The organism is Sphingobacterium sp. BIGb0165, from assembly GCF_024810095.1.
Lineage (GTDB): Bacteria > Bacteroidota > Bacteroidia > Sphingobacteriales > Sphingobacteriaceae > Sphingobacterium > Sphingobacterium detergens.
Window position 1 is genome coordinate 268,434 of record NZ_JANUEB010000004.1, and the last position, 24,663, is coordinate 293,096.

The window sequence follows — 24,663 nt, forward strand, 5'->3', positions numbered from 1 at the left end:
AATGAATCGAAATAAGGTAATATTAATTGTGGACGATGACAACCGAAATATTTTCGCGCTGGGGCTAACCTTAAGAGCTAGGGGATATCAGGTCATTAGTTGTGCCATGGCAAAGGAAGCAATAGAACTATTGGAGGCTGAAAATAATGTTTCATTGGTTTTGATGGACATGATGATGCCTGAAATAGATGGGTATGAGGCTATTCGTTTGATTCGCAGTTCTACTGCTATTAAAGATCTTCCGATTATAGCGGTGACAGCACAGGCAATGAGTGGGGACCGGGAAAAATGCCTCGCAGCGGGGGCACAGGCGTACGTGTCAAAGCCAATTGATGTGGATATACTAATGGTTGAAATAGAACAGTTAATTTAGCGATGTTGGGCCATAATATAATTAAAGATGAGGAGATAGATATTTTACTGGAAGATATCTACCAACGCTATGGCTACGATTTTATACAATATAGTCGGGCTTCGATCAAAAGAAGGATTAATAGAATCATGACGAATGACCGATTTGCGAGTTTTGCGGAACTCCGGTTTGCGCTAAAAGACGATCCGCAGTTTCTTCAGCATTTTGTTGAGGAGATTACGGTTAATTTGACTGAGATGTTTAGGGATCCGCTGTTTTTCAAGCAATTGCGTGAGGAGATTTTGCCGCAACTGGGGACCTATCCGCTAATCCGGATTTGGATCGCTGGATGTTCAAGTGGAGAGGAAGCTTACTCGCTCGCAATTTTATTGAAGGAGGCCAATCTGCATCATAAATCGTTAATCTATGCTACCGATATTAATCCGCGGGTATTAGAAATAGCGCGTAATGGAATCTATCCATTAAGCCAGATTAAGTCGTTTTCAGAAAACTATATTGAATCCGGCGGAAAGCAGGACTTTTCTAATTATTATACGGCAAATTATGAGTGGGCAAAATTTAACCCAGAGCTGAAACAAAAAATGATCCTATCGACTCATAACTTGGTGTCAGATACATCGTTTAACAGCTTTCAATTGATACTGTGCCGGAACGTGTTGATTTATTTCAACAAGGATTTGCAGGATCGCGTTTTTAAGCTATTTGATGCAAGTCTGGAAAATTTGGGATATCTTGCATTGGGCAGTAAGGAAACCATAAGGTTCTCCAGTATACAACAGAATTTCACCGCAGTGGGTGATCAAAAAATTTGGAAAAAACTTTATTCGTTATAATATGGTTCTATTTAGAAATGGTATGACATTCAGACCATAGTAGACCCCTATAAAAGACATAAATTAAGCTATATGAGCAAAAGAAAAACTGTACTGATATTTGAAGATGATACGATTATTTTGGAGGTCATAACAGTCGTGCTGACAGATTTGGGGTTTCATGTAGAAGTCTCCGAGACTTCACACGATATTATTCAAAAGGTAGAAACTACAGAACCTAATCTTATTTTGATGGACAATTGGATCCCGAATATTGGGGGAGTAGAGGCAACCCGCCTGTTGAAGGCTGATGACCGGTTTAAACATATTCCGGTTATTTATGTGTCTGCCAATAATGATATTGAATCATTAGCTGCTCGTGCTGGGGCAGATGATTTCCTGTCCAAGCCCTTTGATCTGGATGATCTGGAAGATATTGTTAATAAACATATCTAACAAAGATCGTACTATTGATATATCCTCCTCACGAACGATTTATAGCCTACAGACCTTTGTAGGCTTATTCTACTGTACCATCCCGCATCCCCATGCCAATGCCCGCGATGATAAAGTTTGGATCCAGGCGAGCCCTTCCGGTTCGAATCCGAATACAACAAAAAAGCTTTTCATTTCTGAAAGGCTTGTTCTGCGGAGAGTGAGGGATAATAAGATGATCCCAAAGGGGGGCTTCACCATAAAATAAAGCCATTCACTCCGTTCATTTTTTTCGTCGTTTAATACTTTTGATCAAACATTGTTTGCAAAAGTCTATAAACGACAAAACCCGACTATCGTCGGGCTTTATTTTTGGTGGCGGAGAGTGAGGGATTCGAACCCCCGAACCTGTGACAGTTAACGGTTTTCAAGACCGCCGCATTCGACCACTCTGCCAACTCTCCGCGACAAAAGTACGAATTTTTGTTCTCCTGCCAAATTTTATTTTAGAAATAGTTCTTATTTTGCTTTTATAAACTGAATATCAGTACTAAATTTTACGTCATCACTCACCATCACACCGCCTGTTTCCAAAGCTGCATTCCAATTAAGTCCAAATTCTGAGCGTTTGATCTTTCCTTCTACGATAAATCCAGCTTTAGTATTTCCCCAAGGGTCTTTCTGAATACCGGCAAATTCCAATTCAAATACGACAGGTCGAGTCACGTCCCGGATAGTCAGATTTCCTTTGATTTCTTCATTCGCTAAGCTTGTTGCTTCAAATGTTATCACTGGATATTTTTCTACGTCAAAAAAATCAGCACTTTTTAAGTGTCCATCTCGTTGTTCATTTCGTGTATTGATTGACGCTGTATCGATAGTTACTTTTGCAAGAGCGTTATCAAAATTATCATTGTCTGTATCAAGATCTATTTTAAAACTGTCAAAGTTTCCTTTAACATTTGTGATCATCATGTGTTTTACTTTGAATTCTATCTCGCTATGTGCAGCGTCTAATTCCCATTTTCCTTGTGCCATAATTTTTGTGTTTTCTTATTTGTTTAATAATACAAAGGTAACAGCAGCCTTTAAATTTTTGTTTGACCTAGATCAATAAAATAATCTTATTGAAAAGCAATCAGTTATTGAAAAACCGCAAAAAAAAAGCATATGATATTTTGGAATTATTGAACAAATGTCTACTTTTGCATTACCGAAAACGACGCGCCAATAGCTCAGCTGGATAGAGCATCGGTTTTCTAAACCGACGGTCTCAGGTTCGAATCCTGATTGGCGTACAAAATTTAAAAAAAAGGTTCTTAATATAATTATTAAGAACCTTTTTTACTTATTAGCAATTTGTAGCCATGTTAGATGAATCTTTCCCAGCCTAGGATCTGAACAGTATTGTTTTCCTTTTGAAGTTGTTTCCTTTAATGAATACACGCACTGTTTTTAACGGATCCATGTAGCCTTAGGGTAAATTTACCCACAATTTAAGTTTATTCATGCTATCGTTAAGCATCTGTTTTTTTGTATCTTTAGGCGACACTGAATTATATTGATTTTGGCTTATCATTACTGATCTGAACGATCTATAAGGCGTAATGGTAAGTTGAGTTAAGGATCTAATAGAGACAATATGGACGAAACATTCAAACAGCAAGTGTATGAATTGGCGAGACTAATTCCAAAAGGGCGAGTTTCAACATATGGCGCAATTGCTAAAGCGCTAGGGTATCCAAATCATTCCCGCCATGTTGGAAAAGCAATGGGGGGATGTCCCAAAGATGTGCCTGCACATCGGGTGATTTCAAGTGGCGGAGTACTGTCGGTTCCAGAATTTCAGTCTAAATTGGAGAACGAAGGCGTTGGAATAAATAATCTCAGGATCAAGGATTTTAAAAAGATATTTTGGAATCCGATGGATGAAGTTTAATAAATGGATAAAAGATGAAATACTGCGCTTTTCTACGAGGGGTAAATGTAAAGGGAACCAACATGAAAATGGTTGACGTATGCCAGGTATTTAAAGAAGCTGGGATGGATCACGTGAGCTCGGTGTTGGCTTCCGGAAATATTGTTTTTTCTTCGGATAGATCCGCGGAAGAACTTAAAATAGTTCTGGAAGTAGCGATGTCCAGTTATTTTTCCTATGAAGCCTTCCTTTTCATTAAGTCGCAGGAAGAAACGAGTTTATTTTGGAGTAGCATTCCCTTTGAAAAACATCCTGATTTTCATATTTATGGTTTTGTAGGTTTACATGGGATAGAAGAAGTTCTCATGGATGAATTTGATAAAAGTGCCAAAGCCGATAATGAAAAAGCGGAAGTGATCAATGGACTATTTTACTGGCAGGTCCCCAAAGGAAATACATTGGATTCAACATTCGGAAAAGTATTGGGTAAGAAAAGTCTGAAAGATAAGTTCACCAGTAGGAATGTGAATACATTGGAGAAAATTTTGAAAATCATGCAATAAATCTATGTGCGTTGATTTAATGAAATTATATGTAAAAAGCGTATTGATTGTCGGAAGACAATCAATACGCTTTTTAGGTTAAAGAAGTAATTTATACCTTGATTTAGCCTTTATTAATCTCTGCGGATTGAGCCCATATATTGATATGTCCATCTTTTGCATATAGATCAATCTCGTGAATTTCTTCAGGAGTAAATGATAGGTTTTTGAGCGATCCTACGCAATCTATGACCTGTTGTGGTTTGGATGCGCCGATCAGTGCCGAAGTCACTTGCTGTTTGCGAAAGACCCATGCGATGGCCATTTGGGCCAAAGACTGCCCCCTACGTTGTGCAATAGCATGAAGTGCCTGTATATTCTGTCTGTTTTCCTCACTTAAGAACTTGGTCTGCAACGATTTTGACTGTGATGCCCTGCTATCCTCTGGAATATGATGTAAATATTTGTCCGTTAGCATGCCCTGGGCAAGTGGCGAAAAAACAATAGAGCCAATACCGATTTCATCCAGTGTGTCCAATAGCCCATCTGTCTCAACCCATCGGTTTAACATAGAATAGCTGGGCTGATGGATAATAAACGGTGTCCCTAAGGATTTCAATATTGCGTAAGCCTCTTTAGTACGTTGCGAATTATAAGACGAAATGCCAATATAAAGGGCTTTTCCACTTCGTACAAGTTGATCCAACGCCATCATGGTTTCTTCGATTGGTGTGTTTGGGTCAAAGCGATGTGAATAGAAAATGTCAACATAATCTGTACCTAGACGTTTTAACGATTGATCACAACTGGAAATAATATACTTTCTGCTGCCCCATTCGCCATAGGGGCCATCCCACATATGGTAGCCTGCTTTCGACGAAATAATCAATTCATCCCGGTGGCCAGCGAACTCTTGTTTAAGAATCTGTCCGAATGCAAGTTCTGCACTTCCTGGAGGCGGACCATAATTATTGGCGAGATCAAAATGCGTGATTCCAAGATCAAAAGCTGTCGTACAGATATCAACTTTGGTTTGATGGGCTGTGTCGTTTCCAAAGTTGTGCCATAAACCTAAAGAAATGGCTGGTAACTGAAGACCGGATTTACCACAACGATTGTATATCATCTGTTGGTAGCGATCGGGGTGTGGGATATACTGCATAAATTTGAATTGTTATAATCCAAATATAATAATAAACGGATTTCCTCGAATTGAAATTTAGTGTATTTTTATACGAAATTTTGAATAAGTTGATTCTATAGAAAAATATGAAGAAAATCACACTGATTATAGGCCTGTTGTTCATCTGGATGGGCAGTAGTAATGCACAGTCAAAACGGCTGTTATTTAAAACCGCATTTGGAGAATTTAAGGTGGTACTTTATGATTTTACGCCAAATCATCGGGATCTGATCTTAAAGTCCATAAAGGATACTGTCTACAAAGGCGCATTGTTTAATCGCATTATTGAAAATTTTGTGGTACAAGGTGGTGAGCACGATATAGATATTGAAAGGAGGGAGGCGTTAGACCCCCAGCACCGCAAACCCCGTTTGGCTGCTGAATTCGACCAACGTGCTTTTCACAAAATGGGCGCATTGGGGGCGGGACGTGATGGTAATTCTGAAAAAGCATCTTTCTTGAATCAAATCTATTTTGTCGTTGGAAAGAAGATCAGTTCTGCTGATCTCGATAGCTTGGAAACAAAAAAGGGTATAAAATACAGTAAAAAACAGCGCAAGGAATATTTAGCGCATGGCGGGCAACCTAGACTTGATCATGATTTTACAGTCTTTGGCGAAATATATCAGGGGCTTGATGTGATCTTGAAGATCAGTCAGGTGAAAACAGATCAACAAGATTTTCCATTAGAAAAAGTACCTTTCAATATTGTGGAGATAAAAGAATAAAACCATCCTTCAAGATGGTTTTATTCTTTAAGTAAGGCATTTGTCTTTTTATATGCCTTACTTTATTTGTTGTGTTGTTCAAACTCTTCCTTTAATTTTTCGTAACGTTCTTTCCATTCATGAGGAAGTTTGTCGGGGATATTTTTCAGGCTTTTCAGCTGAAAAGCAAATACACAGGCAGCAAAACCGACAGTGCTAATTGCCATTCCGGTCCATATCACAAGAGATAACCCTGCAAAAAGCGGGTTCCAAAGTAAAATAAAGCTAAAGACAATACCTAGTACCGCAAATAATGTAATCCAGCCCCAAGATTTACTGCCATAGTTTTTGAGATCAAAGGAGAAAGACAACAATTGAAAAGATCTGAACAGCGCATAAAATCCGATAATAAAAGCCAAAGTACCCGCAGATAATAGGGGATTGGTCATGAGTAAAATGCCAAATAAGGTGTAAAGAATGCCACCGGTAAGGTACCAACCCCAACCGTCAACCTCATTTTTGTTTTGTAAGGCAAAAATAATTTCCAGTACCCCAGAAACAATGAATGACCAAGAAAACAACATACTCAATGCGAGAAAGGACGTGACGGGAGTGGATATCGTATAGAAACCCAATAAAATCAAAAGAATTCCAATGATAAGTGGAATATACCAATGCTTGATGGAGGATCTGATTGTTTTTAAAAATGAATTTGCCATAATAGTGTTTTTAAATTTAAATCTTTCCGGTCTCTTTCAAAATAGTGTAAGGTACATACATAATATTGATTTCAGCATTTGTATACTTCAATTCTGCTTCTAGTGTAGAAATAGAAGCAGCTATGTTATCAACTATTGGTACCAATTGGTTCAAATACTTTTTTTCAATAATATACTACTTCCTATCAGTAAACGCTTTGTTGTATATCGGCACATTACGTCGTGGGTAGGTCTTATTGTATTTAATGTATGCAGTATTAACAGTTGCGCTAAACTTTTGTTTCAGGCAAGCCTACATTTCTTGTTTTTTGGAATTTGCAAATCGTTTTAAAAGCGTGGGGTAGGGCTAAAAAGCATGGAACTTGCTGCATCAATAACGGGAAGCTGTCAATTTATTGACGGGCAGCATGTCGTTGGGAAACTTGCTGTCGGGATTCAAGGTCGAAAAAAAAGAATCCTCCAATGCTTATTCGCTTGGAGGACTCGTTCTCTATGATTTAGAATGCTACTTTTTTAGGATCTGATCCGGAGAAACCCATTGCTGGTAATGCCCGAATTATCCTGATATCCTCCTCCGTAAGATCGAAGCTATCAATATCCAAGTTTCGTTTAATATTTGCCGGATTGGTGGATTTTGGTAGTGGTAAAATACCCTGCGAGAGTGCAAATTTAATACAGATCTGTCCGACGCTAGTAGACTTCTGCTCTGCTAAAGCGATCAGTGTCTCATCCTGCAATATTCTTCCTGAGCCAAGTGGGGACCATGCCTGCACTAAAATATCATTTGATTTGCAAAGCTCGACCGTTTCCTCTTGCAGATAACCGGGGTGGAATTCAATTTGATTGACAGCCGGGATGATCGTTGCTGTTTCCAATAATTTGGCGAGATATTCTTTCGGGAAATTGCTAACCCCGATAGCTTTCACCTTTCCTTGTTGGTATAAATGCTCCAGGGCTTTCCAGGTATTGGCATTAATTGCTGCCCAATCCTCAAATTGAGTTTCGTTGGCAGGCCAGTGTATCAAATAGAGGTCTAAATACTCCAATTCCAAGTCCGCTAAGGATTTTTCGAATGCAGCGATTGTCTTATCATAACCACGTTCAGTATTCCAAAGTTTGGTTGTTATAAATAAAGTATTACGAGCTATTCCACTGTCCTTGATAGCTCTGCCGACACTTTTCTCATTACCATAAATTGCCGCAGTGTCAATATGTGTATATCCTGCAACCAAAGCTTCCTTAACAGCTTGGTATGCGTCTTCTCCTTCCGGAATTTGCCAAGTTCCAAATCCAATTGCTGGAATATCAATTCCATTGTTCAATTTGAATGATTTCATGCTTAATAGTATTTTTTTATTTGACTAAATTAGGGTTTCAATCGTATTATCTCGTCACTGAAATGTCAAGACGGCTGTCTTTTAAAACGATGATGGCAAACTTATTCTGTATTGCCAAAATATATTTATTTTCACAATTTTATTGTCAAAAAGGTCGGATTAACGCATGGTTTATAGCATTAATTCTTATCTTTAGGCGAAATTTTGAGAAATTTAGATTTTTCACTGATTTCACATAGCATTAAAAATTAAACATATTTCTAATAGATTACTATGTCAAACAAATCAAAAATTGTTTGGACAAAAACAGACGAAGCACCTTTGTTGGCGACTTACTCGTTTTTGCCTATTGTACAAGCGATTACAGCTACAGCTGATATCGATGTTGAATTGAGAGATATCTCTTTAGCAGGTCGTGTTCTTGCGAGCTTTCCAGAATTTTTAAAAGAAGATCAGAAAATTGCCGATGCATTGGCAGAGTTGGGTCAGATGGCAACAACTCCAGAGGCAAACATTATCAAGTTGCCAAATATTTCAGCGTCTATTCCACAGTTGAAGGGTGCTATTGCCGAATTACAAAAAGCGGGTTATGCCATTCCTAACTACCCAGATGAAGCAGCGACCGAGGAAGAAAAATCCATCAAAGCTAAATATGCGAAAGTATTGGGTTCAGCTGTAAATCCGGTATTACGTGAAGGTAACTCTGACCGTCGCGCACCTAAGGCGGTGAAGAATTATGCTAAAGCAAATCCACATAAGATGGGCGCTTGGGCAAAAGATTCAAAAACGAAGGTAGCATCAATGACATCTGGTGATTTCTATGGTTCAGAACAATCTGTAACAGTAGAAAACGCAGGTCAATTCAAAATTGAATTTGTGGATGCACAAGGCGCTGTTACTGAATTAAAAGGTCTTTCTCCGTTAAAAGCCGGTGAAGTAATTGATACTTCGACCTTAAGCTTAAATGCATTGAATGGTTTTGTTGTTGATGCAATCGCTGAGGCGAAAGCTGCTGGTGTATTGTTATCTGCGCATTTGAAAGCAACGATGATGAAAGTTTCTGATCCAATTATTTTTGGAGCAGTGGTTGAAACGTATTTTGCAGATGTGTTTGCAGCGTATGGCGACTTGTTCAAAGAATTGGGAATCAACAAAAACAACGGTTTAGGTGAAGTATATGCTAAAATTGCAGGTCATGCAAAAGAAGCGGAAGTGAAAGCTGCTATCGATGCTGCGATCGCGCAAGGTCCTGCTTTGGCAATGGTTAACTCAGATAAAGGTATTACAAATTTCCATGTTCCTTCTGATGTGATTATTGATGCTTCTATGCCAGCAATGATCCGTATCGGTGGTAAAATGTGGAATAAAGAAGGTCAAGAAGAAGATACAATTGCCATGGTTCCTGACCGTTCTTACGCAGGTGTTTATGAAGCTACAATAGAAGACTGTAAAGCAAATGGCGCTTTGGATCCTAAAACAATGGGTTCTGTACCAAATGTTGGTTTGATGGCTCAGAAAGCGGAAGAATATGGTTCACACGACAAAACTTTCCAGGCTACTGGTCATGGTGCGATCCGTGTTGTAGATGCCGAAGGTAATGTATACATGGAGCAAAAGGTCGATGAAGGTGATATCTTCCGTATGTGTCAAACAAAAGATGCACCTATTCAAGATTGGGTAAAATTAGCGGTAAACCGCGCGCGTTTGTCTGGTACTCCAGCAGTATTCTGGTTAGATAAAGATCGTGCTCACGATAGAGAGATCATCAAGAAAGTAGAGAGATACCTGCCTGATTTTGATACAACAGGTTTGGATATTAGAATCCTTTCACCAATAGAAGCTACCAAATTCTCTTTGGAGCGTATCCGTAAAGGCGAAGATACAATCTCTGTAACAGGTAACGTATTACGTGATTATCTGACAGATTTATTCCCTATTTTGGAAGTCGGTACTTCAGCGAAAATGTTGTCTATTGTACCATTAATGAATGGTGGTGGTTTGTTTGAAACTGGTGCCGGTGGTTCGGCTCCAAAACACGTAGAGCAATTTCTTCAGGAAGGTTACCTACGTTGGGATTCACTAGGCGAATTTTTGGCACTGGGTGCTTCTTTGGAGCATTTGTCACAAACGCAAAATAATGCTAAAGCATTGGTTTTAGCAGAGACGTTAGACGAAGCAACAGAGAAATTCTTGGCAAATGATAAATCTCCGGCACGTAAAGTGGGTCAGATTGATAACCGTGGATCTCATTTTTATTTAACATTATATTGGGCTCAGGCTTTAGCTGCTCAAACGAAAGATGCAGATTTAGCAAATCGATTTGCAGGTGTTGCAAAAGTATTGACAGATAACGAAGCTAAAATCAATGAAGAATTGATCGGAGCACAAGGTCAGGCACAAAATATCGGTGGTTATTACTTCCCTAATGACGAATTAGCAACAAAAGCTATGCGTCCTTCAGAGACATTAAATAATGCAATAGCAGGTATCTAATCTGCTTATTGTCTTAATTAAATAATGAGAGCCCCGATCAACGATCGGGGCTCTTCTGTTTAGGTTCGGTTGTATGTATACTCTTACTATATTGAGAGGAATGATCTATTTTAATGGATATTTGACACCTTTAAAGGTCATTTCGACGGGTAGAATGTGACCATTTTTGTCAAATTTCATCTCTTCGATACAGGTGACACGCTCATTGGCTCCTTCCTTCCCTAATGGCCTACGGTGATAGACGATGAAATACTTGTCTTTATTGGGTACTTTGATAACGGAATGATGCCCAGCACCAACAGCAACTTTTGGGTCACGTTCGAGAATTGTTCCGATACGTTCAAATGGTCCAAACGGGGAATTGGCAATTGCATAAGCCACTTTATAATCCGGACCGGTCCAACCACCTTCGGACCACATAAAATAGTATTTACCATTTTTAATAAACATAAATGGCCCTTCTACATAATCCTTTGGTGTAATTTCCTTGTAATAGGTGCCGTCTTCGAATGGAAGCAAGCCCGTAAAATCAGGTTTTAGTTTGACCATATTACAATGCTTCCAGCCGCCATAATACATGTAGAACGTTCCATCCTTATCTTTGAATACAAATTGATCTATAGGCTGCGCGCCATTGATAATATCATTGATCAACGGTTTGCCCAGCAAATCTGTATAAGGCCCCTCAGGTTTGTCTGCTACAGCGACACCAATTCCGCCGATTTCGCCCTGATGGACATCGTTTGCACTAAAGAATAAATAATATTTGCCCTTGTTTTCGAGAACAGCAGGAGCCCACATCGCTTTTTTTGCCCATGTTACCTGATTGTTTTGAAGTACACGGGAATGTTTTGTCCAGCTAGTTAGATCTGATGAAGAAAAAGCATCAAAAAATATCTGTTCTTCATAAGGTGCCGAATAGGTGGGAAAAATCCAATATTTGTTTCCATAGATGATACCCTCCGGATCTGCATAGTTTCCACGAATGACGGGATTCTGTTGTGCAAAGAGTGTCGTTGCCAATAATAGAGATGTTGTCGTAAAAAATGTTCTGATCATCGTTATGCTTTAAATGGTTAAGATAGGATATCTTGTCGGTTGGGATATTCAAAAAAGAATCAATCTTATGCGGATTTTTCTCAATATTTTCAAAGTGTTAAAATTATGTTAAAATGAAGCTGTGCTTTCGATTCTTTCCGCTTTATTTCACATATTTGTTTATGTCATTTCCAAATGGCATAAATACTTTTCATAAAATAGGTTAATAATATGGCTAAGATACCCGGAGTCCCCCAGACTTCGGGTGTTTTTTTTATTCACGTTCTAAGCCGAAGATCATGACCAACCTTCCGTCGATATATAAATTCAGCGTCTGTTCGGCGATATCGAATTGAATCTGTTTTTGCTCAACAACAGCGAAGAAATCATTTTCAATATTAGCGCCATTGCAGGACTTCATCGTGCTCGCCAAGTGGGGAAAGCTTATCAAATTGCCTTTAATGCTAAAATTTCCCCAAAAATTATTACATCCTGTCGATCCGGCGATCGTTCCATTTTTTGCATCGAAACCAATGTTGGCTCTATTGCTTGTTACATCTTTACCATTTAACTGAAGCAAATTCCATTTAAATCTGGCGAGGAATGAGGCAACGCTGGGGAGCTCGGTGACTTTATCTTTGGAAATAATATTAAGTAATTCATAGTGTATGCTGTCGGTATCTTTTGCTTTCGTTTGCTTTACTTTGATGCGATAACGATAGTGTTCCCGGTAATCAAAACCGAGAATGGGTGCTGAAATATATTCCCATTTGTTTTTTTTGTTGGATTTTATTTGTAGGCAGGTCAATTTTCCAGACACCGGATCATTGACATAATTCTCACCAATATCCCAAATGGCGATTTCAGAATTTTCAACCTGCAATTTGCTAATAATTTCCTCTAGTTTATAGATTGATGCTTGTGCTGTTTTTGTCTTTTTTACGCGAATATTGTATTCAAATCCGGCATTGTAATTGAACTGTTGGATTTCTGCATAAAAATTCTCCCAATCCCTACTATTGTAATACTTTACAAGATAGGGGGGGGTATTGTCAAGTCCAGATTTTACTTTTATCCGAAAGGAACTGCTCTGTGCCTGTAAAGTATATTGGAACAGAAATAATGGAATAAAAAATAAGCTGGATTTAAGGGATTTCTTCATAATGGGCTTTAAATATCAATAAAAACGTATCTTTAAACATGAATATTGCACGAACAAAAGTACTCGTGATGATTGTACTTTTTTTGTCCGGCTTACGGATATATGCCCAAAATAACAAGGATTATTTTAAAACACAAATCCCCTTAGGTGAATTGACAGATGCACAGCTAAAAGAAGTGTCTGGAATTGTGGAGGCACAAGAGGAGGGGTATTTTTGGGTTCATAATGATAGCGGAGATGGTGCAAACATCTATCTGATCGATCGTCAGGCGAATTTATTCAAAACGTTTAAGCTCGAAGGTGTGGATGTGGTCGATTGTGAGGATATGGATCGCGTAAAAATCAACGGTAAAAATTACCTGATTTTGGCTGATATCGGCAATAACCTTGGGAAGCGGACCTGGGCAAGCCTGTATGTATTTCCTGAGCCTGCAGCAAATGATTCGCTTGTCATATCCAAAAAAGATATTAAAACCATATTTGTCAAATTTCCGGGGCAAAAACGTTTAGATGCGGAATCCATTATGGTTGATCCCCGTGATAATATGTTGTATATCGTTTCTAAGCGTGAATTCCATTCTACAGTATATGCTGCTGCTGTTTTTAAGGGTGTCCAACAACAGTACTTTACATTAACCAAAGTCGCCGAACTTCCTTTTACTTTTGCTACAGCTTCTGCTATCGATCCAACAGGAAGAGAGATGCTTATCAAGAATATTACACATATCTTTTATTGGAAGAGAAATTCGGGCGAATCTTGGGCAGGGGCGCTACAACGGAAACCAACCGAGGTGCCTTATACAGTAGAGCCACAGGGGGAAGCGATCACTTTTGATAATAATGGAACTGGCTTTTATACAATTAGTGAACGTCCATTTGGATTAAAATCCTATCTTTATTATTTTGAAAAAATTTCTAAATCAGCGGATAAGTAACAAGCTCAATTCAGTAAAACAGATCATTGATAGAGGTCTGAATAGATGGAATGAACATATATACCAATTGCTAACATCATGAATTTAAAACAATTTTTACTTTTATCACTTGCTCTATTTTGCTTTGTAGCGGCTAGCAAGGCTGCCAAGGTAGATACCTTGAATATTCCGAGTCGGAGCATGGCAAAAGAGATTAAAACAGTCGTTATTCTCCCCAAAGGTTATTCGGCGAATACGAAATATCCTGTGCTCTACTTACTTCACGGATATTCAGGTAATTATAGTAATTGGGTTAAAAATACAACTGTAGCTTCTTTGGCAGATCAATATGGATATATGGTGGTTTGTCCGGATGGGGGATTTGGAAGTTGGTATTGGGATAGTGCCAACGATCGGAATTATCAATATGAAACATTTGTTTCCAAAGAACTCGTTGACTATATAGATCAGCATTACCCGACAGTCAAAGACCGAAAAGGTAGAGCAATTACCGGACTGAGTATGGGAGGGCATGGGGCTCTATCGCTTGCGATAAAGCATCAGGATCTCTATGGAGCAGCGGGTAGTACGGCGGGAGGTGTTGATTTTAGACCCTTTCCTTTAAATTGGGAAATTAAGGATCGTATCGGCAATTATGCAGATGTGCCACAGGCTTGGGACGATCGAGTGGTGATCAATATGATTCCGAAATTGCTGAATAATAAACTTCGTCTGATGATTGATTGTGGTAAAGAGGATTTTTTCTATCCTGTCAATGTTGCACTGCATGACAAACTCATGTATCACAATATCAACCATACGTTTGTTACAAGTGAGGGTGGACATAATTGGACCTATTGGTCACGCTCTATTATCTATCAAATGGCCTTTTTTAACGAATTTTTCAATCAGTCAGAAAAAAAATAGCAAGAAAAATTGATAAATATTTGGCTTAAATGAATAAAATGTTATTTTTGTTTCCAGAAGATCTTGACTAACAAATTATAAACTTATTATTAAGCCTTGCAAATTGTAAGGCTTTTTTATTATTTTCAATAAATTTTTGATTTCAATCTGTTATGCTTAAACCTATAAAGGTTGTTTTTTATTTTTCTTCTATTTTGTTTTGCGCACAGCAATCCTATGGCCAACAATCTAAATCTATATCGGGATTTATCAGAGATAGTATCAGTGGTGAAAATATTATTGGCGCCTTGGTTCGTAATGACACGGAAAAAAAATCGACGGCTTCTAATAAATATGGATTTTTTAGTTTATCCCTTCGTGGAGAGGAGGCCTTCTTGGAAGTTTCCTCAATGGGATATAGAACAAAGGTTTTACCTGTCCAAATAGGAAAAGACTCTACTTACATTGTGCAATTGTTGCCCGAGGAAAATCAATTGGCTGAGGTGGTTGTCACTGGGAATAGAAGAAAATCGATCAAAGATTTGACTCCCGGCTTGACACAATTTAGCCCGAAGGAGATTGAGAAAGTTCCTGTATTATTTGGAGAGAAAGATATTTTAAAGACAATTCAATTGTTTCCAGGCGTGACAAGTGGAGGCGAAGGAAGTAGCAATTTTTATGTTCGGGGAGGTGGTGGAGACCAAAATCTGATTTTGTTGGATGAAGCCCCAGTTTACAATAGCTCTCACCTTTTTGGTTTCTTTTCAACCTTTAACTCCGATGCCATCAAAGATGTCAACTTTTATAAAGGTGGTGTACCCGCGCAGTATGGAGGGAAGATCTCGTCGGTCATGGAAATAACTACCTTGGATGGAAATAACCAACATTTTAATGTTGAAGGGGGATTGGGGTTAATAGCATCACGATTGAAAGTCGAGGGGCCTATACAAAAGGGAAAGAGTTCATTTATGATATCCGGTAGACGTACCTACGCCGACTTATTCCTGAAGCTTTCAAGTGATGAGAATATTAAGAAAAGCGCATTATTCTTCTATGACCTTAATGCCAAGCTGAATTATAGGATTAACGATAAGAATACCCTTTATTTATCGGGATATTTCGGTAAAGATGCCATGGCTTACCATGATTTATTTGACTTCAATTGGGGAAACGCAACCGGAACGATGCGCTGGAATCATGTTTGGAACAATCGCTTATTTAGTAATACTACCTTGATATTCAGTAAATTTAATTATCAGGTGAAGATTGAAGACGACAATAATTTCAAGATTCGCTCGGATATCTTCAATTATAACTTTAAACAGGACTTTCAATATAGCCTTTCGGATCGTCATAATCTAAAATTTGGTCTACAGGCGGCTTTACAGGAGATTCGTCCAGCAAGTATCGAAGCCGGTGAAGATTCCAAAGTAAATTCATTGCGTATTCAACAACGGAAGGGGTTGGATATTGCCGCTTACATTTCGGATGATTGGTCGATAAATGATAAATTCAAATTGAACTATGGTGTTAGGGCGACAGCTTATGCCGCTTTAGGACCGGGAATGTTCTATACCTATGATAATGCTGGAGAAGCTGTTGATTCAACTTATGTGGGAAGTGGAGAAATGGGCAAAAAATATGTTTACCTGGAGCCACGTCTCTCTCTGAACTACGCCTTGAATGAGTTGACAACATTAAAGGCTTCTTATAATAAAAATGTACAGTATCTACATCAGTTGAGTAATACAACTAGCAGCTTACCCACAGATCAGTATGTATTAAGCAATAATACGATAAAACCGCAATTGTCAACACAGTATTCCCTGGGTTATTTCCGCAACTTTGCATCCAACAGGTATGAATTTTCTGTAGAAGGCTACTATAGAGACCTTAAAAATCAGATCGACTATAGGAATGGAGCGGATCTACAGGCCAATGAGCTTCTGGATGGTGAACTGCTATTTGGAAAAGGAAGAGCATACGGCGTTGAGTGGTTCATAAAGAAACGATTGGGAAGGCTTAGTGGATGGATAAGTTATACATTATCCAAAAGTGAAAGACAATTTGATCAGATCAATGATGGACAGTGGTTTAACGCGCGTCAGGATAAGATTCATAATATTGCTGTAGTCGCACAATATCAATTGAATCCGAGATGGAATCTAAGTGCAAACTTTGTATATTATACGGGTGATGCTGTAACAATGCCTGCTGGAAAATATTTTGTTGATGATAGGACGATCTTCTATTATGATAAGCGGAATGGCCAACGCATGCCTGCCTATCACCGTTTGGATCTCGCCGCGACCTATGATATCAAGCGTACAAAAAATACTTATTCCAGTTTATCTTTCGGAATTTATAACGCATATAATCGCAAAAATGCTTATTTGATCGATTTTAGGGAGAAAGAAGGGCAATCCAATGTGACAGAGATCTATAGGATAGCATTGTTTGGAACCATACCCTCCATTACTTGGAACTTTAAATTTTAACACAACATGAGAAAGATAGTAGGATTGATCGCCATAGCCTGGATAACTTTGATTGGTTGTGAAGATAAAATTGATTTGAAATTACCTGAAAACACGGGACAGCTGGTGATCACGGCTGATCTAATGGTGTCGGATCAACAACATGAGATCAGTATTCAAAAAGTTATCAGTTTAAAAGAATCAATGTTAGCTCCGATAACAGATGCAGAAGTTTACGTAAGAAATCTGCAAAATAATCGCATGTATACCTTTTTGCCCGGAGCCGATGGTGTGTATACCAACAAGACATTGCGGCTACAGGAAAAGTCCAGTTATCGACTGTACGTCAAAACCGCTGATGGAAAAGAGATTGAAGGAACTTCGACAGTGCCATCCTATGTAGATGTGGATTCGATAGGGCTTTCCGAACGGATCATATTTACAGACACCATATATTATCCCACACTGGTCTTTAACGATCCTCCGGAAAAAGGAAATTATTATAAGTATAAGATGTCTGTGAATGGAGGAGAGCTGCGCTTTATCGATGTGTTCAGTGATAAATATAATAATGGGCTGCAAGTACAACACGATATTGTCGACCGCGATAGAGATCTCAAGATAGGAGATAGGGTACGGGTTTTGCGTCAATGCATTGATCTGGGCGCATATAACTATTGGAATAGCTTCCAGATGATTAATCCTGGAGCAGCGTCGCCTTCCAATCCGATTTCAAATCTGTCCAATGATGTTTTGGGGTATTTTAGTGTGAGTGTGGGTAAATATTACGAATCTGAAGTGGTTTTATCGCGAACTAGGCCCTAAGACTTATTCTAGTCTTGCTATTTGATATTGATTTGCTAGGAGAAATTCAATCGTTTTAGGTAAAGCGTATTCAACTCGGGGAATGGCTTTGATATTGTCATGGAAGATGATGATCGAGCCATTCTGTATGTTCGGAAGTACGTTTTGAAGGCATTTTTCAGGACTTAGGTTCTGATCAAAGTCACCGGACATGATATCCCACATGACCACACGATAATTTTTGTATAACTTTTTAAGCTGTGATTTTGTTGCTTTTGCATAAGGTGGACGAAAGAGGTCGGTTTGTGTTAGCTCCTGACATTGAGTTACATTATCGATATAGACCTCGTCATTTGTATCCCAGCCTTTAAGGTGATTGTAGGTGTGATTACCCACTTGATGTCCTTCTTGTAAAATTCTTTGAAACAAATGTGGATTTTTTTTAATATTTTCACCAACACAAAAAAATGTTGCCTTGACCTGATATTTTTTTAGGATATCGAGTATAAAAGGTGTAATTTCAGGAATTGGACCATCATCAAAAGTGAGATAGACTTTTTTTTCCATCCTCGGCATATGCCAGATCGATCTGGTGTAAAACCAACGAAGGAAGAAAGGGGATTTGACAAAATACATAACCGATAAATGAAGTTCAAATCTATAAAAATTGTATGGTTCTACATATGAACATGAAAAGATTTTATTATTCTGCAGTAATATTTACTGGTTTTTTTCTTGGAACGAACAACCTAATCCAAGCTCAACAGGTAGTTGGGGTAGCCGAAGCTATACGTATGACTTTGGAACGTAATGTGCAAATTAAGCAAGCCGAACTGAGTAAAGATCTCGCTGCTCAGGATTTATTTCAAGCGAAGTCCAATTTGTATCCTAGCCTAAGTGCAAGTGTTAGTCAGCAACTCAACAATGGTCTCTTCGTGGACAGAACAACGAACCAATTGGTTAAGGGTAACCAATGGTCGTATAATATGTCCCCCGGTATCGGTTCTTCAGTCAACATATTTAAAGGATTCCAACAAGTGAACCAAATCAAAGCTAATAAAATGCAATTGGAAGCTTCTGCGACTCAGGTTGATAAGATAAAGAATGATTTGGTGTTAAATGTGTTAGTCACTTATCTGGAAGCAATAACAAATTATGAAATGTATACGGCCAGCGGGGACCAACTTAAATTATCACAACAACAATTCCAATTAGATTCCATTCAATTTGCTGTTGGAAATAAAACCATTGCGGATATTGCAAAGTCTAAAAATCAGGTCGCTTCCGATGAGTTAAACCGAATTAACTTGAAAAATTCATATGAGCTTTCGATGTTGACATTAAAACAACTAATGGAAATGGCGCCACAGACAGAAATTTCATTGGTCAGACCTAGTGTTGACCATTTATTGTTGGATGCCGATCCGAAAAATCCAGTAGATGTATTTCAGCGTGCTTTGAATAATCAACCCGATATTAAAAAAGCACTAATCGATAAAGATGTTGCTGCAAAGCAAATAGAAATTGCTAAAGGGGGTTACTTGCCGTCATTAAATTTAGATGTAAATTATGGCTCCAATTATTCCTGGGGCGGTCGTGATCCAGTTACCTTACAAAAAATTGGTGTATTTGAGCAGTTTAAATTGTATAAGAGTTTTGGAACTGGGATGACATTAAGTGTTCCAATTTTTAGCAATAATCAAAACAAAGTAAACGTCGCAAAAGCGAAGATTGGATTAAAACAGGCCGAGGCTGCGGAGCAATTGGCAAAGAACAACTTAAATAAAGCAGTAAATCAAGCAGTTTTAGATGTTAGTGCTGCCAAGCAAAGATTTACCTCAGCAACGACGGCCTTTGAAAGTGCTGAAACGGCTTACAAAGCAACCAAAGAACGATACGATATTGGTATGGCAAATTCTTTGGAACTATTTACCGCACAGACCGAACGGAACAAAGCAGAATTTGATCTGATTCAAGCAAAATATAATGTAATTTTCAAATCTAAGATTATCGATTATTACTTAGGAAATCCAATTCAATTCGACAACAATTAACCTATTTGATTAACAAAAACAATGGCAAAGAAAAAACGTAGTGTAGTAAAGATTCTATTAATAGTCGTAGCGCTCCTGGCAATTTTTGTTTTTATCGGCTTTCAGGCCGGTTGGTTTGGAAAGGGAGAGATTACTAAAGTCGCTGTAGACGTTGTGAAGGAAACGGATGTAGATGAATTGGTGTCTGCCAGTGGAAAAATACAACCGGAAATAGAAGTTAAGCTGAGCTCAGAGGTTTCGGGTGAGGTTGTTGAACTAAATATCAAAGAAGGTGATTTTGTAAAAAAAGGACAAGTACTCTGTCGGATCAAACCCGATATCTTACAGTCCGGCTATGATCGCTCTGTAGCAGCAATGAATTCGCAGCGTGCCAATCTCGCTGCTGCACAACAACAACTAAAACAACAGGAAGAGAATTTCAAAAATGTAGCTGCAACTTACAAGAGAAACCAAGAGCTTTTTGAAAAACGGGTTATTTCCGCAGCTGAAATGGATAAGAGTTCTTCTGAATATTTTTCGACTCTTGCTGCCATTCAGGCACAAAGGGAGACCGTAAAATCAAGTAGATATGGTATCGATCAATCTCAAGCTTCTGTAAAAGAAGCTCAGGATAATCTGAACAGAACAACCATTTATGCACCAACGGATGGTATTATTTCTTTATTGTCTATCGAACAGGGAGAACGTGTGGTGGGAACAGCGCAAATGGCAGGTACTGAAATTATGCGCATCGCCAATATGTCTTCGATGGAAGTAAATGTTGATGTCAATGAAAATGATATCAACAACGTAAGAGTAGGAAATCAAGCTGAAATTGAAGTTGATGCTTTTCAAGATAGAAAATTTAAAGGTATTGTTACCGAAATTGCAAGCTCATCCAAAAATATAGCAACGACAACAGCGGCAACCTCATCGACAGACCAAGTCACAAATTTTAATGTAAAGGTGCGTATCAGCGCGGAATCTTATCAGGATCTGATCAAAGAAAATGTCGCTTCGCCGTTCAAACCTGGATTATCCGCTACTGTACAGATTTTTACAAAACATGATAAAGGCTTGGTTGTACCTATCCAATCGGTTACTGTAAGATCGGATGATAAAGATTCTACGAATACAAATAAGAAAATACAAGAATATGTATTTGTTTTAAAAGAGCAGACAGTAAAACAAGTTCCGATCAAAACTGGAATTCAAGATGATAAAAACATTATTATTCTATCCGGGTTGAAAAAAGGAGATCAAGTCGTTTCTCGACCATTTGATGCGATCTCTAAAACGCTAAAGGATGGTAGTAAAGTGGAAAAAGTAGATAAATCGGTGTTATAAAATTATATCGGTACAATATTTATAACAAAAGAGAGGTGTTTTTTTAATACCTCTCTTTTTATTTTCCTTCTAATTTATTAAATTTATACAACCCAATCCCTAACAGCTTATGAAAAGGCTATTGACTTATTTTAAATTTAACAAAACAGAGCAAAATGGGTTCTTTGTTATATTGGTGATAATCATCGTCTTTAGTATTATATATTCCCTTGTTAGTAGAGAGGGTAAAAATGATCCGATTGCTCATCAAGCAAGGGTTTTTGAACAATCATTTCATGATTCAACTGATGCCGAAGATTATCCAAATAAGAAATTTAAGGTAGCCGATGTTCATTTGGAAAAGAGGGTAGCTCGTTCAGGTCCGGATCCCGGTATAGAAAATAAAGTTGTAGATACTAAGCTATTTTATTTTGATCCCAATAATTTATCTGTAGAAGCATGGCGCGAGCTTGGCCTCTCGGATAAGCAAATTGCCGTGATCAAGAATTACGAAAAAAAAGGCGGCCAGTTTAAAGATAAAAATGATGTTAGGAAAATGTATTCCATCAATGCAAAATTATACAAAAAACTAGAACCCTTTATCCGCATTAAAGTGGAAACAACAGGTCCAAATACAGTAGCTAAACCCCCCTTACTTTACGATAAATTTGAAACTAATCATGCCAAACTTATAGATCTTAATACCTGTGACACAATAGCCTTGATGAGCCTCAAAGGGATCGGTACAATTCTCTCTAAACGCATTTTGAAATATAAAGAGGTGCTCGGCGGGTTCTACAGGATAGAGCAGTTAAAGGAAGTATATGGTGTCACTTCGGAAACATATGACCTCATTAAGGATTATATTACGGTGTCTAATTTAGAAGGAATCAAAAAAATCAATATTAACCAGATTGATGCCAATTCATTGGGCAAACATCCGTATCTTAGCCCAAAGGATGCGAAATTAATAGTTAATTATCGAGATCAACATGGCAATTACGCTAATATAGAAGATTTTACCAAGATAGGTACACTTTCAGATCTTGCTATTGCTAAGATCGCTCCGTATTTAATATTTGAGAATGATTCAAGATAAATTGAAAGCGGAAATCCGGGATATTGTGGATTTTCCAAAGCCGGGTATTGTATTCAAAGATATTACCCCCTTGTTGAAAGATGCTGAACTTTGCAATGAAATGATCGACGCGATTATTGACCAACTTCAAGGAATAGAAATTGATGCTATTGCAGGTATTGAAAGCCGTGGATTTCTTTTCGGGTTTTTACTTGCCAACAGATTAGGGTTGCCCTTCATTCCAATTCGTAAGCAAGGAAAATTACCATTTAAAACAATTTCTGAATCTTATGCACTAGAATATGGACAGGCTACGATAGAAATCCATGAAGACGCCTTCGAAAAAGGTAGTCGTATTTTGATCCATGATGATCTGTTGGCAACGGGCGGAACCGTCGTCGCAGCAAGCAAGCTTATTGAAAAATTGGGCGGGGTGATTGCGGCCTATAGTTTTATCATTTCATTGGATTTTCTCAAAGCAAAAGGCAGATTGTCTCGATTTAGTGACACAATCTCCTCATTGGTGAGCTATTAAATTAATATAGAATTTAAGTGTTGATTTAGACGATATCGTATGATACTCTTTGCAAATGCTAAAATAAATATTGGACTGCAGGTGGTTGCCAGGCGAACGGATGGCTATCATGAATTGAAGAGCATTTTCTATCCTTTACCAATCTATGATATTATAGAGATACTGGAGACAGATACGCCAGATTCTACGTTGACAGTACAGGGTAACCATATACCCGGGGATTCCGCGGATAATCTCTGTCTAAAGGCGCATGCATTGTTAAAAAAAGAATTTGATATTCCTCGGGTTAGGATTGATCTGATCAAACAAATTCCAATTGGAGCTGGATTGGGAGGTGGGTCAGCGGATGCATCTTTTGTATTGAAAGGACTTAATGAGCTGTTTCAACTAAATTTGACAGCTGCACAGTTAACGAAATATGCTACACAATTAGGGGCAGACTGCCCATTCTTTATTGCAAATACATCCGTGTTTGCAACTGGGATTGGAACGGATTTTAAGGAGATACCGCTTGATCTGAATGAATACCATATCGCGGTTATTATGCCTGATATCCATGTCTCTACAGCCGAAGCTTACAGTGGCGTGAAACCGGTACCTTCAGATGTTGATCTGGAGGAGGCGATCCGATTGCCTATTCAGGAATGGAAATTCCATATTCGAAATGATTTTGAAGAATCTATTTTCGAGCGTTATCCCTTGCTCAAAGAAATTAAAGATGCTTTGTATCATAAAGGGGCAATATACTCCTCGATGTCAGGTTCCGGCGCTGCAATCTATGCCATTTTTTGGGAAAAGATGGATTTAAGTGAGTTTTCCAGATATGGTAAGGTTTACTATCCCGTTGCATTAGACAGATAATTACAGTTTGTAAAAAGCAATAGGCCATACTTAAGTCTAAATGTATGCCTATTGCTTTTTAGACTGATAATATTAATATTCTTCTTCTACTTTGTAATCTAATAGCTCACTGGCTTCTTTGAGGACCTTCTCTTTTCTTTCCTTGTTAAGTCCAAGAATATCCAGTTTATCCGGATTGTTTACAAGATCTTTTACCAAGATCAACTGATTTTTTAACAGCTGCTGTTCTTCCAGGTCCGAAAGGGTGGTTAAACAGGTGACCGGATAAAAGACGGCTTTATCGACTCTTCTTTTTATACTATTCTCTTTCGGATAATCCCAAGAGAGCAAGTTGATGCCGTAATAAGTTGCAAAATCGATCGAATCTGATGTGAAGTAGGCATTAGTGATTAGCCAGCCTTCCTGAAACTGTAATTTTTTGCCAAAAAAATCATAGTCAATTCCGCTGATATCTTTGAACCTCGATAGGTAGTACATTGGTGTGGTAACGGAGATCTTGGCGTCAATGTCATTTCTAAACTTACACTCCGCTGTCATCAACTTACCATCTTTATAGGCAACCACATCCAATTCATGCGAAACAGCATGGCCTTGTACCGTCTGTCCAGTGGTACTTTCATATCCAATTGAACGAAGCAAATGGGAGATGTATTTTTCAAAATAAAAACCCTCAGGTCCAAGATCACGTAAGGCTTTTTTTAGGCTGTATCGCGCGGCAAAAGAGTTTCGCACAGTCTTCAGTGTATCGAAAGCCAACTGATACAACTCCCTGGTTGAAATACCATCGTATATCTCACCGACAACACTACTGTATACTTCGTTTACTTGATCGCTATTTGCTCCCGAACGGGAAAGTGAATGCCGTAAGGCTTCTCCATTAAAGGGTACTAATTCACCGGAATATTTTTTGACTTGCATGGATATTTAATTTGATAAATACGAATATAAGGGATGTGATCCGAGAAATCATATAAAACTATTATTCTATTTCTAAACTTTTTTGGATCACA

General features: G+C 38.3%; 25 protein-coding genes and 2 tRNA genes. 17 read left to right on the forward strand and 10 right to left on the reverse strand.

Annotation, left to right across the window (positions count from 1 at the left end):
- Position 1: 1 nt before the first annotated feature.
- The 3 genes from M2408_RS10500 to M2408_RS10510 all read left to right on the forward strand — a co-directional run bounded on the left by M2408_RS10500 (position 2) and on the right by M2408_RS10510 (position 1,641).
- Entirely contained in the window at positions 2–373 is a 372-nt protein-coding gene (locus tag M2408_RS10500; RefSeq protein ID WP_259181532.1) for a response regulator, read from the forward strand.
- Positions 374–375: 2 nt separating this feature from the next.
- On the forward strand, positions 376–1,206 hold the full coding sequence (locus tag M2408_RS10505) for a protein-glutamate O-methyltransferase CheR (protein WP_120257350.1): 831 nt from the start codon (positions 376–378) through the stop codon (positions 1,204–1,206).
- A gap of 72 nt (positions 1,207–1,278) precedes the next feature.
- Complete coding sequence (locus M2408_RS10510; protein ID WP_120257351.1) at positions 1,279–1,641, forward strand: PleD family two-component system response regulator; 363 nt, start codon at positions 1,279–1,281, stop codon at positions 1,639–1,641.
- A 64-nt stretch (positions 1,642–1,705) separates the two neighbouring features.
- On the opposite strand, the gene M2408_RS10515 is transcribed toward M2408_RS10510, so the two are convergent.
- The 3 genes from M2408_RS10515 to M2408_RS10525 all read right to left on the reverse strand — a co-directional run bounded on the left by M2408_RS10515 (position 1,706) and on the right by M2408_RS10525 (position 2,658).
- A complete protein-coding gene (locus tag M2408_RS10515; RefSeq protein WP_259181537.1) occupies positions 1,706–1,894 on the reverse strand; it encodes a hypothetical protein in 189 nt (62 codons plus the stop codon).
- A gap of 102 nt (positions 1,895–1,996) precedes the next feature.
- Positions 1,997–2,084 (reverse strand) — tRNA-Ser (locus M2408_RS10520).
- Positions 2,085–2,139: 55 nt separating this feature from the next.
- Positions 2,140–2,658 carry a YceI family protein gene (locus M2408_RS10525; protein WP_259181539.1) on the reverse strand — a complete coding sequence of 173 codons (519 nt, stop codon included), beginning with the start codon at positions 2,656–2,658 and terminating at the stop codon, positions 2,140–2,142.
- Positions 2,659–2,844: 186 nt separating this feature from the next.
- On the opposite strand from M2408_RS10525, the gene M2408_RS10530 reads away from it, so the two are divergent.
- The 3 genes from M2408_RS10530 (at position 2,845) to M2408_RS10540 (ending at position 4,101) form a co-directional block, all read left to right on the forward strand.
- Positions 2,845–2,918, forward strand: a tRNA-Arg gene (locus tag M2408_RS10530).
- Positions 2,919–3,262: 344 nt separating this feature from the next.
- Positions 3,263–3,559, forward strand: coding sequence for an MGMT family protein (locus M2408_RS10535; protein WP_257091019.1), 297 nt, complete (start codon positions 3,263–3,265; stop codon positions 3,557–3,559).
- Between the two features lie 14 nt (positions 3,560–3,573).
- Positions 3,574–4,101 carry a DUF1697 domain-containing protein gene (locus M2408_RS10540; protein ID WP_259181541.1) on the forward strand — a complete coding sequence of 176 codons (528 nt, stop codon included), beginning with the start codon at positions 3,574–3,576 and terminating at the stop codon, positions 4,099–4,101.
- A gap of 103 nt (positions 4,102–4,204) precedes the next feature.
- Here M2408_RS10540 and mgrA read toward each other — a convergent pair whose 3' ends face one another.
- The gene (mgrA, locus tag M2408_RS10545) at positions 4,205–5,242 is read right to left on the reverse strand and encodes an L-glyceraldehyde 3-phosphate reductase (protein WP_259181544.1); all 1,038 of its coding nucleotides are present in this window, start codon (positions 5,240–5,242) and stop codon (positions 4,205–4,207) included.
- 107 nt (positions 5,243–5,349) lie between these two features.
- On the opposite strand from mgrA, the gene M2408_RS10550 reads away from it, so the two are divergent.
- Positions 5,350–5,991, forward strand: coding sequence for a peptidylprolyl isomerase (locus M2408_RS10550; protein WP_259181545.1), 642 nt, complete (start codon positions 5,350–5,352; stop codon positions 5,989–5,991).
- A gap of 62 nt (positions 5,992–6,053) precedes the next feature.
- On the opposite strand, the gene M2408_RS10555 is transcribed toward M2408_RS10550, so the two are convergent.
- The gene (locus tag M2408_RS10555) at positions 6,054–6,689 is read right to left on the reverse strand and encodes an HdeD family acid-resistance protein (protein ID WP_259181547.1); all 636 of its coding nucleotides are present in this window, start codon (positions 6,687–6,689) and stop codon (positions 6,054–6,056) included.
- A 497-nt stretch (positions 6,690–7,186) separates the two neighbouring features.
- A complete protein-coding gene (locus tag M2408_RS10560; RefSeq protein ID WP_259181550.1) occupies positions 7,187–8,026 on the reverse strand; it encodes an aldo/keto reductase in 840 nt (279 codons plus the stop codon).
- 273 nt (positions 8,027–8,299) lie between these two features.
- On the opposite strand from M2408_RS10560, the gene M2408_RS10565 reads away from it, so the two are divergent.
- Positions 8,300–10,519 carry an NADP-dependent isocitrate dehydrogenase gene (locus tag M2408_RS10565; protein ID WP_259181552.1) on the forward strand — a complete coding sequence of 740 codons (2,220 nt, stop codon included), beginning with the start codon at positions 8,300–8,302 and terminating at the stop codon, positions 10,517–10,519.
- A 105-nt stretch (positions 10,520–10,624) separates the two neighbouring features.
- Here the strand turns inward: M2408_RS10565 and M2408_RS10570 are convergent, their stop codons facing one another.
- On the reverse strand, positions 10,625–11,578 hold the full coding sequence (locus M2408_RS10570; RefSeq protein WP_259181553.1) for a glycoside hydrolase family 43 protein: 954 nt from the start codon (positions 11,576–11,578) through the stop codon (positions 10,625–10,627).
- Positions 11,579–11,831: 253 nt separating this feature from the next.
- On the reverse strand, positions 11,832–12,719 hold the full coding sequence (locus tag M2408_RS10575) for a DUF4377 domain-containing protein (protein WP_259181555.1): 888 nt from the start codon (positions 12,717–12,719) through the stop codon (positions 11,832–11,834).
- Positions 12,720–12,757: 38 nt separating this feature from the next.
- Between M2408_RS10575 and M2408_RS10580 the strand changes: the two genes are divergently transcribed.
- The 4 genes from M2408_RS10580 (at position 12,758) to M2408_RS10595 (ending at position 17,841) form a co-directional block, all read left to right on the forward strand.
- Positions 12,758–13,654 (forward strand): hypothetical protein, encoded by an 897-nt coding sequence (locus M2408_RS10580; RefSeq protein ID WP_259181556.1) that lies wholly within the window; start codon positions 12,758–12,760, stop codon positions 13,652–13,654.
- A 78-nt stretch (positions 13,655–13,732) separates the two neighbouring features.
- A complete protein-coding gene (locus M2408_RS10585; RefSeq protein WP_259181559.1) occupies positions 13,733–14,560 on the forward strand; it encodes an alpha/beta hydrolase family protein in 828 nt (275 codons plus the stop codon).
- Between the two features lie 152 nt (positions 14,561–14,712).
- Positions 14,713–17,037, forward strand: coding sequence for a TonB-dependent receptor (locus M2408_RS10590; protein ID WP_259181561.1), 2,325 nt, complete (start codon positions 14,713–14,715; stop codon positions 17,035–17,037).
- A 6-nt stretch (positions 17,038–17,043) separates the two neighbouring features.
- The gene (locus M2408_RS10595) at positions 17,044–17,841 is read left to right on the forward strand and encodes a DUF4249 domain-containing protein (protein ID WP_259181563.1); all 798 of its coding nucleotides are present in this window, start codon (positions 17,044–17,046) and stop codon (positions 17,839–17,841) included.
- Between the two features lie 3 nt (positions 17,842–17,844).
- Here the strand turns inward: M2408_RS10595 and M2408_RS10600 are convergent, their stop codons facing one another.
- Complete coding sequence (locus M2408_RS10600; protein WP_310446741.1) at positions 17,845–18,387, reverse strand: polysaccharide deacetylase family protein; 543 nt, start codon at positions 18,385–18,387, stop codon at positions 17,845–17,847.
- A 122-nt stretch (positions 18,388–18,509) separates the two neighbouring features.
- Between M2408_RS10600 and M2408_RS10605 the strand changes: the two genes are divergently transcribed.
- The 5 genes from M2408_RS10605 (at position 18,510) to ispE (ending at position 23,653) form a co-directional block, all read left to right on the forward strand.
- Complete coding sequence (locus tag M2408_RS10605) at positions 18,510–19,874, forward strand: TolC family protein (RefSeq protein WP_259181566.1); 1,365 nt, start codon at positions 18,510–18,512, stop codon at positions 19,872–19,874.
- A gap of 21 nt (positions 19,875–19,895) precedes the next feature.
- Entirely contained in the window at positions 19,896–21,200 is a 1,305-nt protein-coding gene (locus M2408_RS10610; protein ID WP_259181567.1) for an efflux RND transporter periplasmic adaptor subunit, read from the forward strand.
- A 109-nt stretch (positions 21,201–21,309) separates the two neighbouring features.
- Positions 21,310–22,278: a helix-hairpin-helix domain-containing protein gene (locus M2408_RS10615; protein WP_259181570.1), complete on the forward strand. Its 969-nt coding sequence runs from the start codon at positions 21,310–21,312 to the stop codon at positions 22,276–22,278.
- Positions 22,265–22,792, forward strand: a complete 528-nt coding sequence (locus M2408_RS10620) for an adenine phosphoribosyltransferase (RefSeq protein ID WP_259181572.1) — start codon at positions 22,265–22,267, stop codon at positions 22,790–22,792. The genes M2408_RS10615 and M2408_RS10620 overlap by 14 nt, the downstream gene beginning before the upstream one ends.
- Before the next feature lie 39 nt (positions 22,793–22,831).
- Complete coding sequence (ispE, locus tag M2408_RS10625; RefSeq protein ID WP_259181573.1) at positions 22,832–23,653, forward strand: 4-(cytidine 5'-diphospho)-2-C-methyl-D-erythritol kinase; 822 nt, start codon at positions 22,832–22,834, stop codon at positions 23,651–23,653.
- Between the two features lie 72 nt (positions 23,654–23,725).
- Here the strand turns inward: ispE and M2408_RS10630 are convergent, their stop codons facing one another.
- Positions 23,726–24,571 (reverse strand): ATP cone domain-containing protein, encoded by an 846-nt coding sequence (locus M2408_RS10630; protein WP_259181575.1) that lies wholly within the window; start codon positions 24,569–24,571, stop codon positions 23,726–23,728.
- Positions 24,572–24,663: the final 92 nt, after the last annotated feature.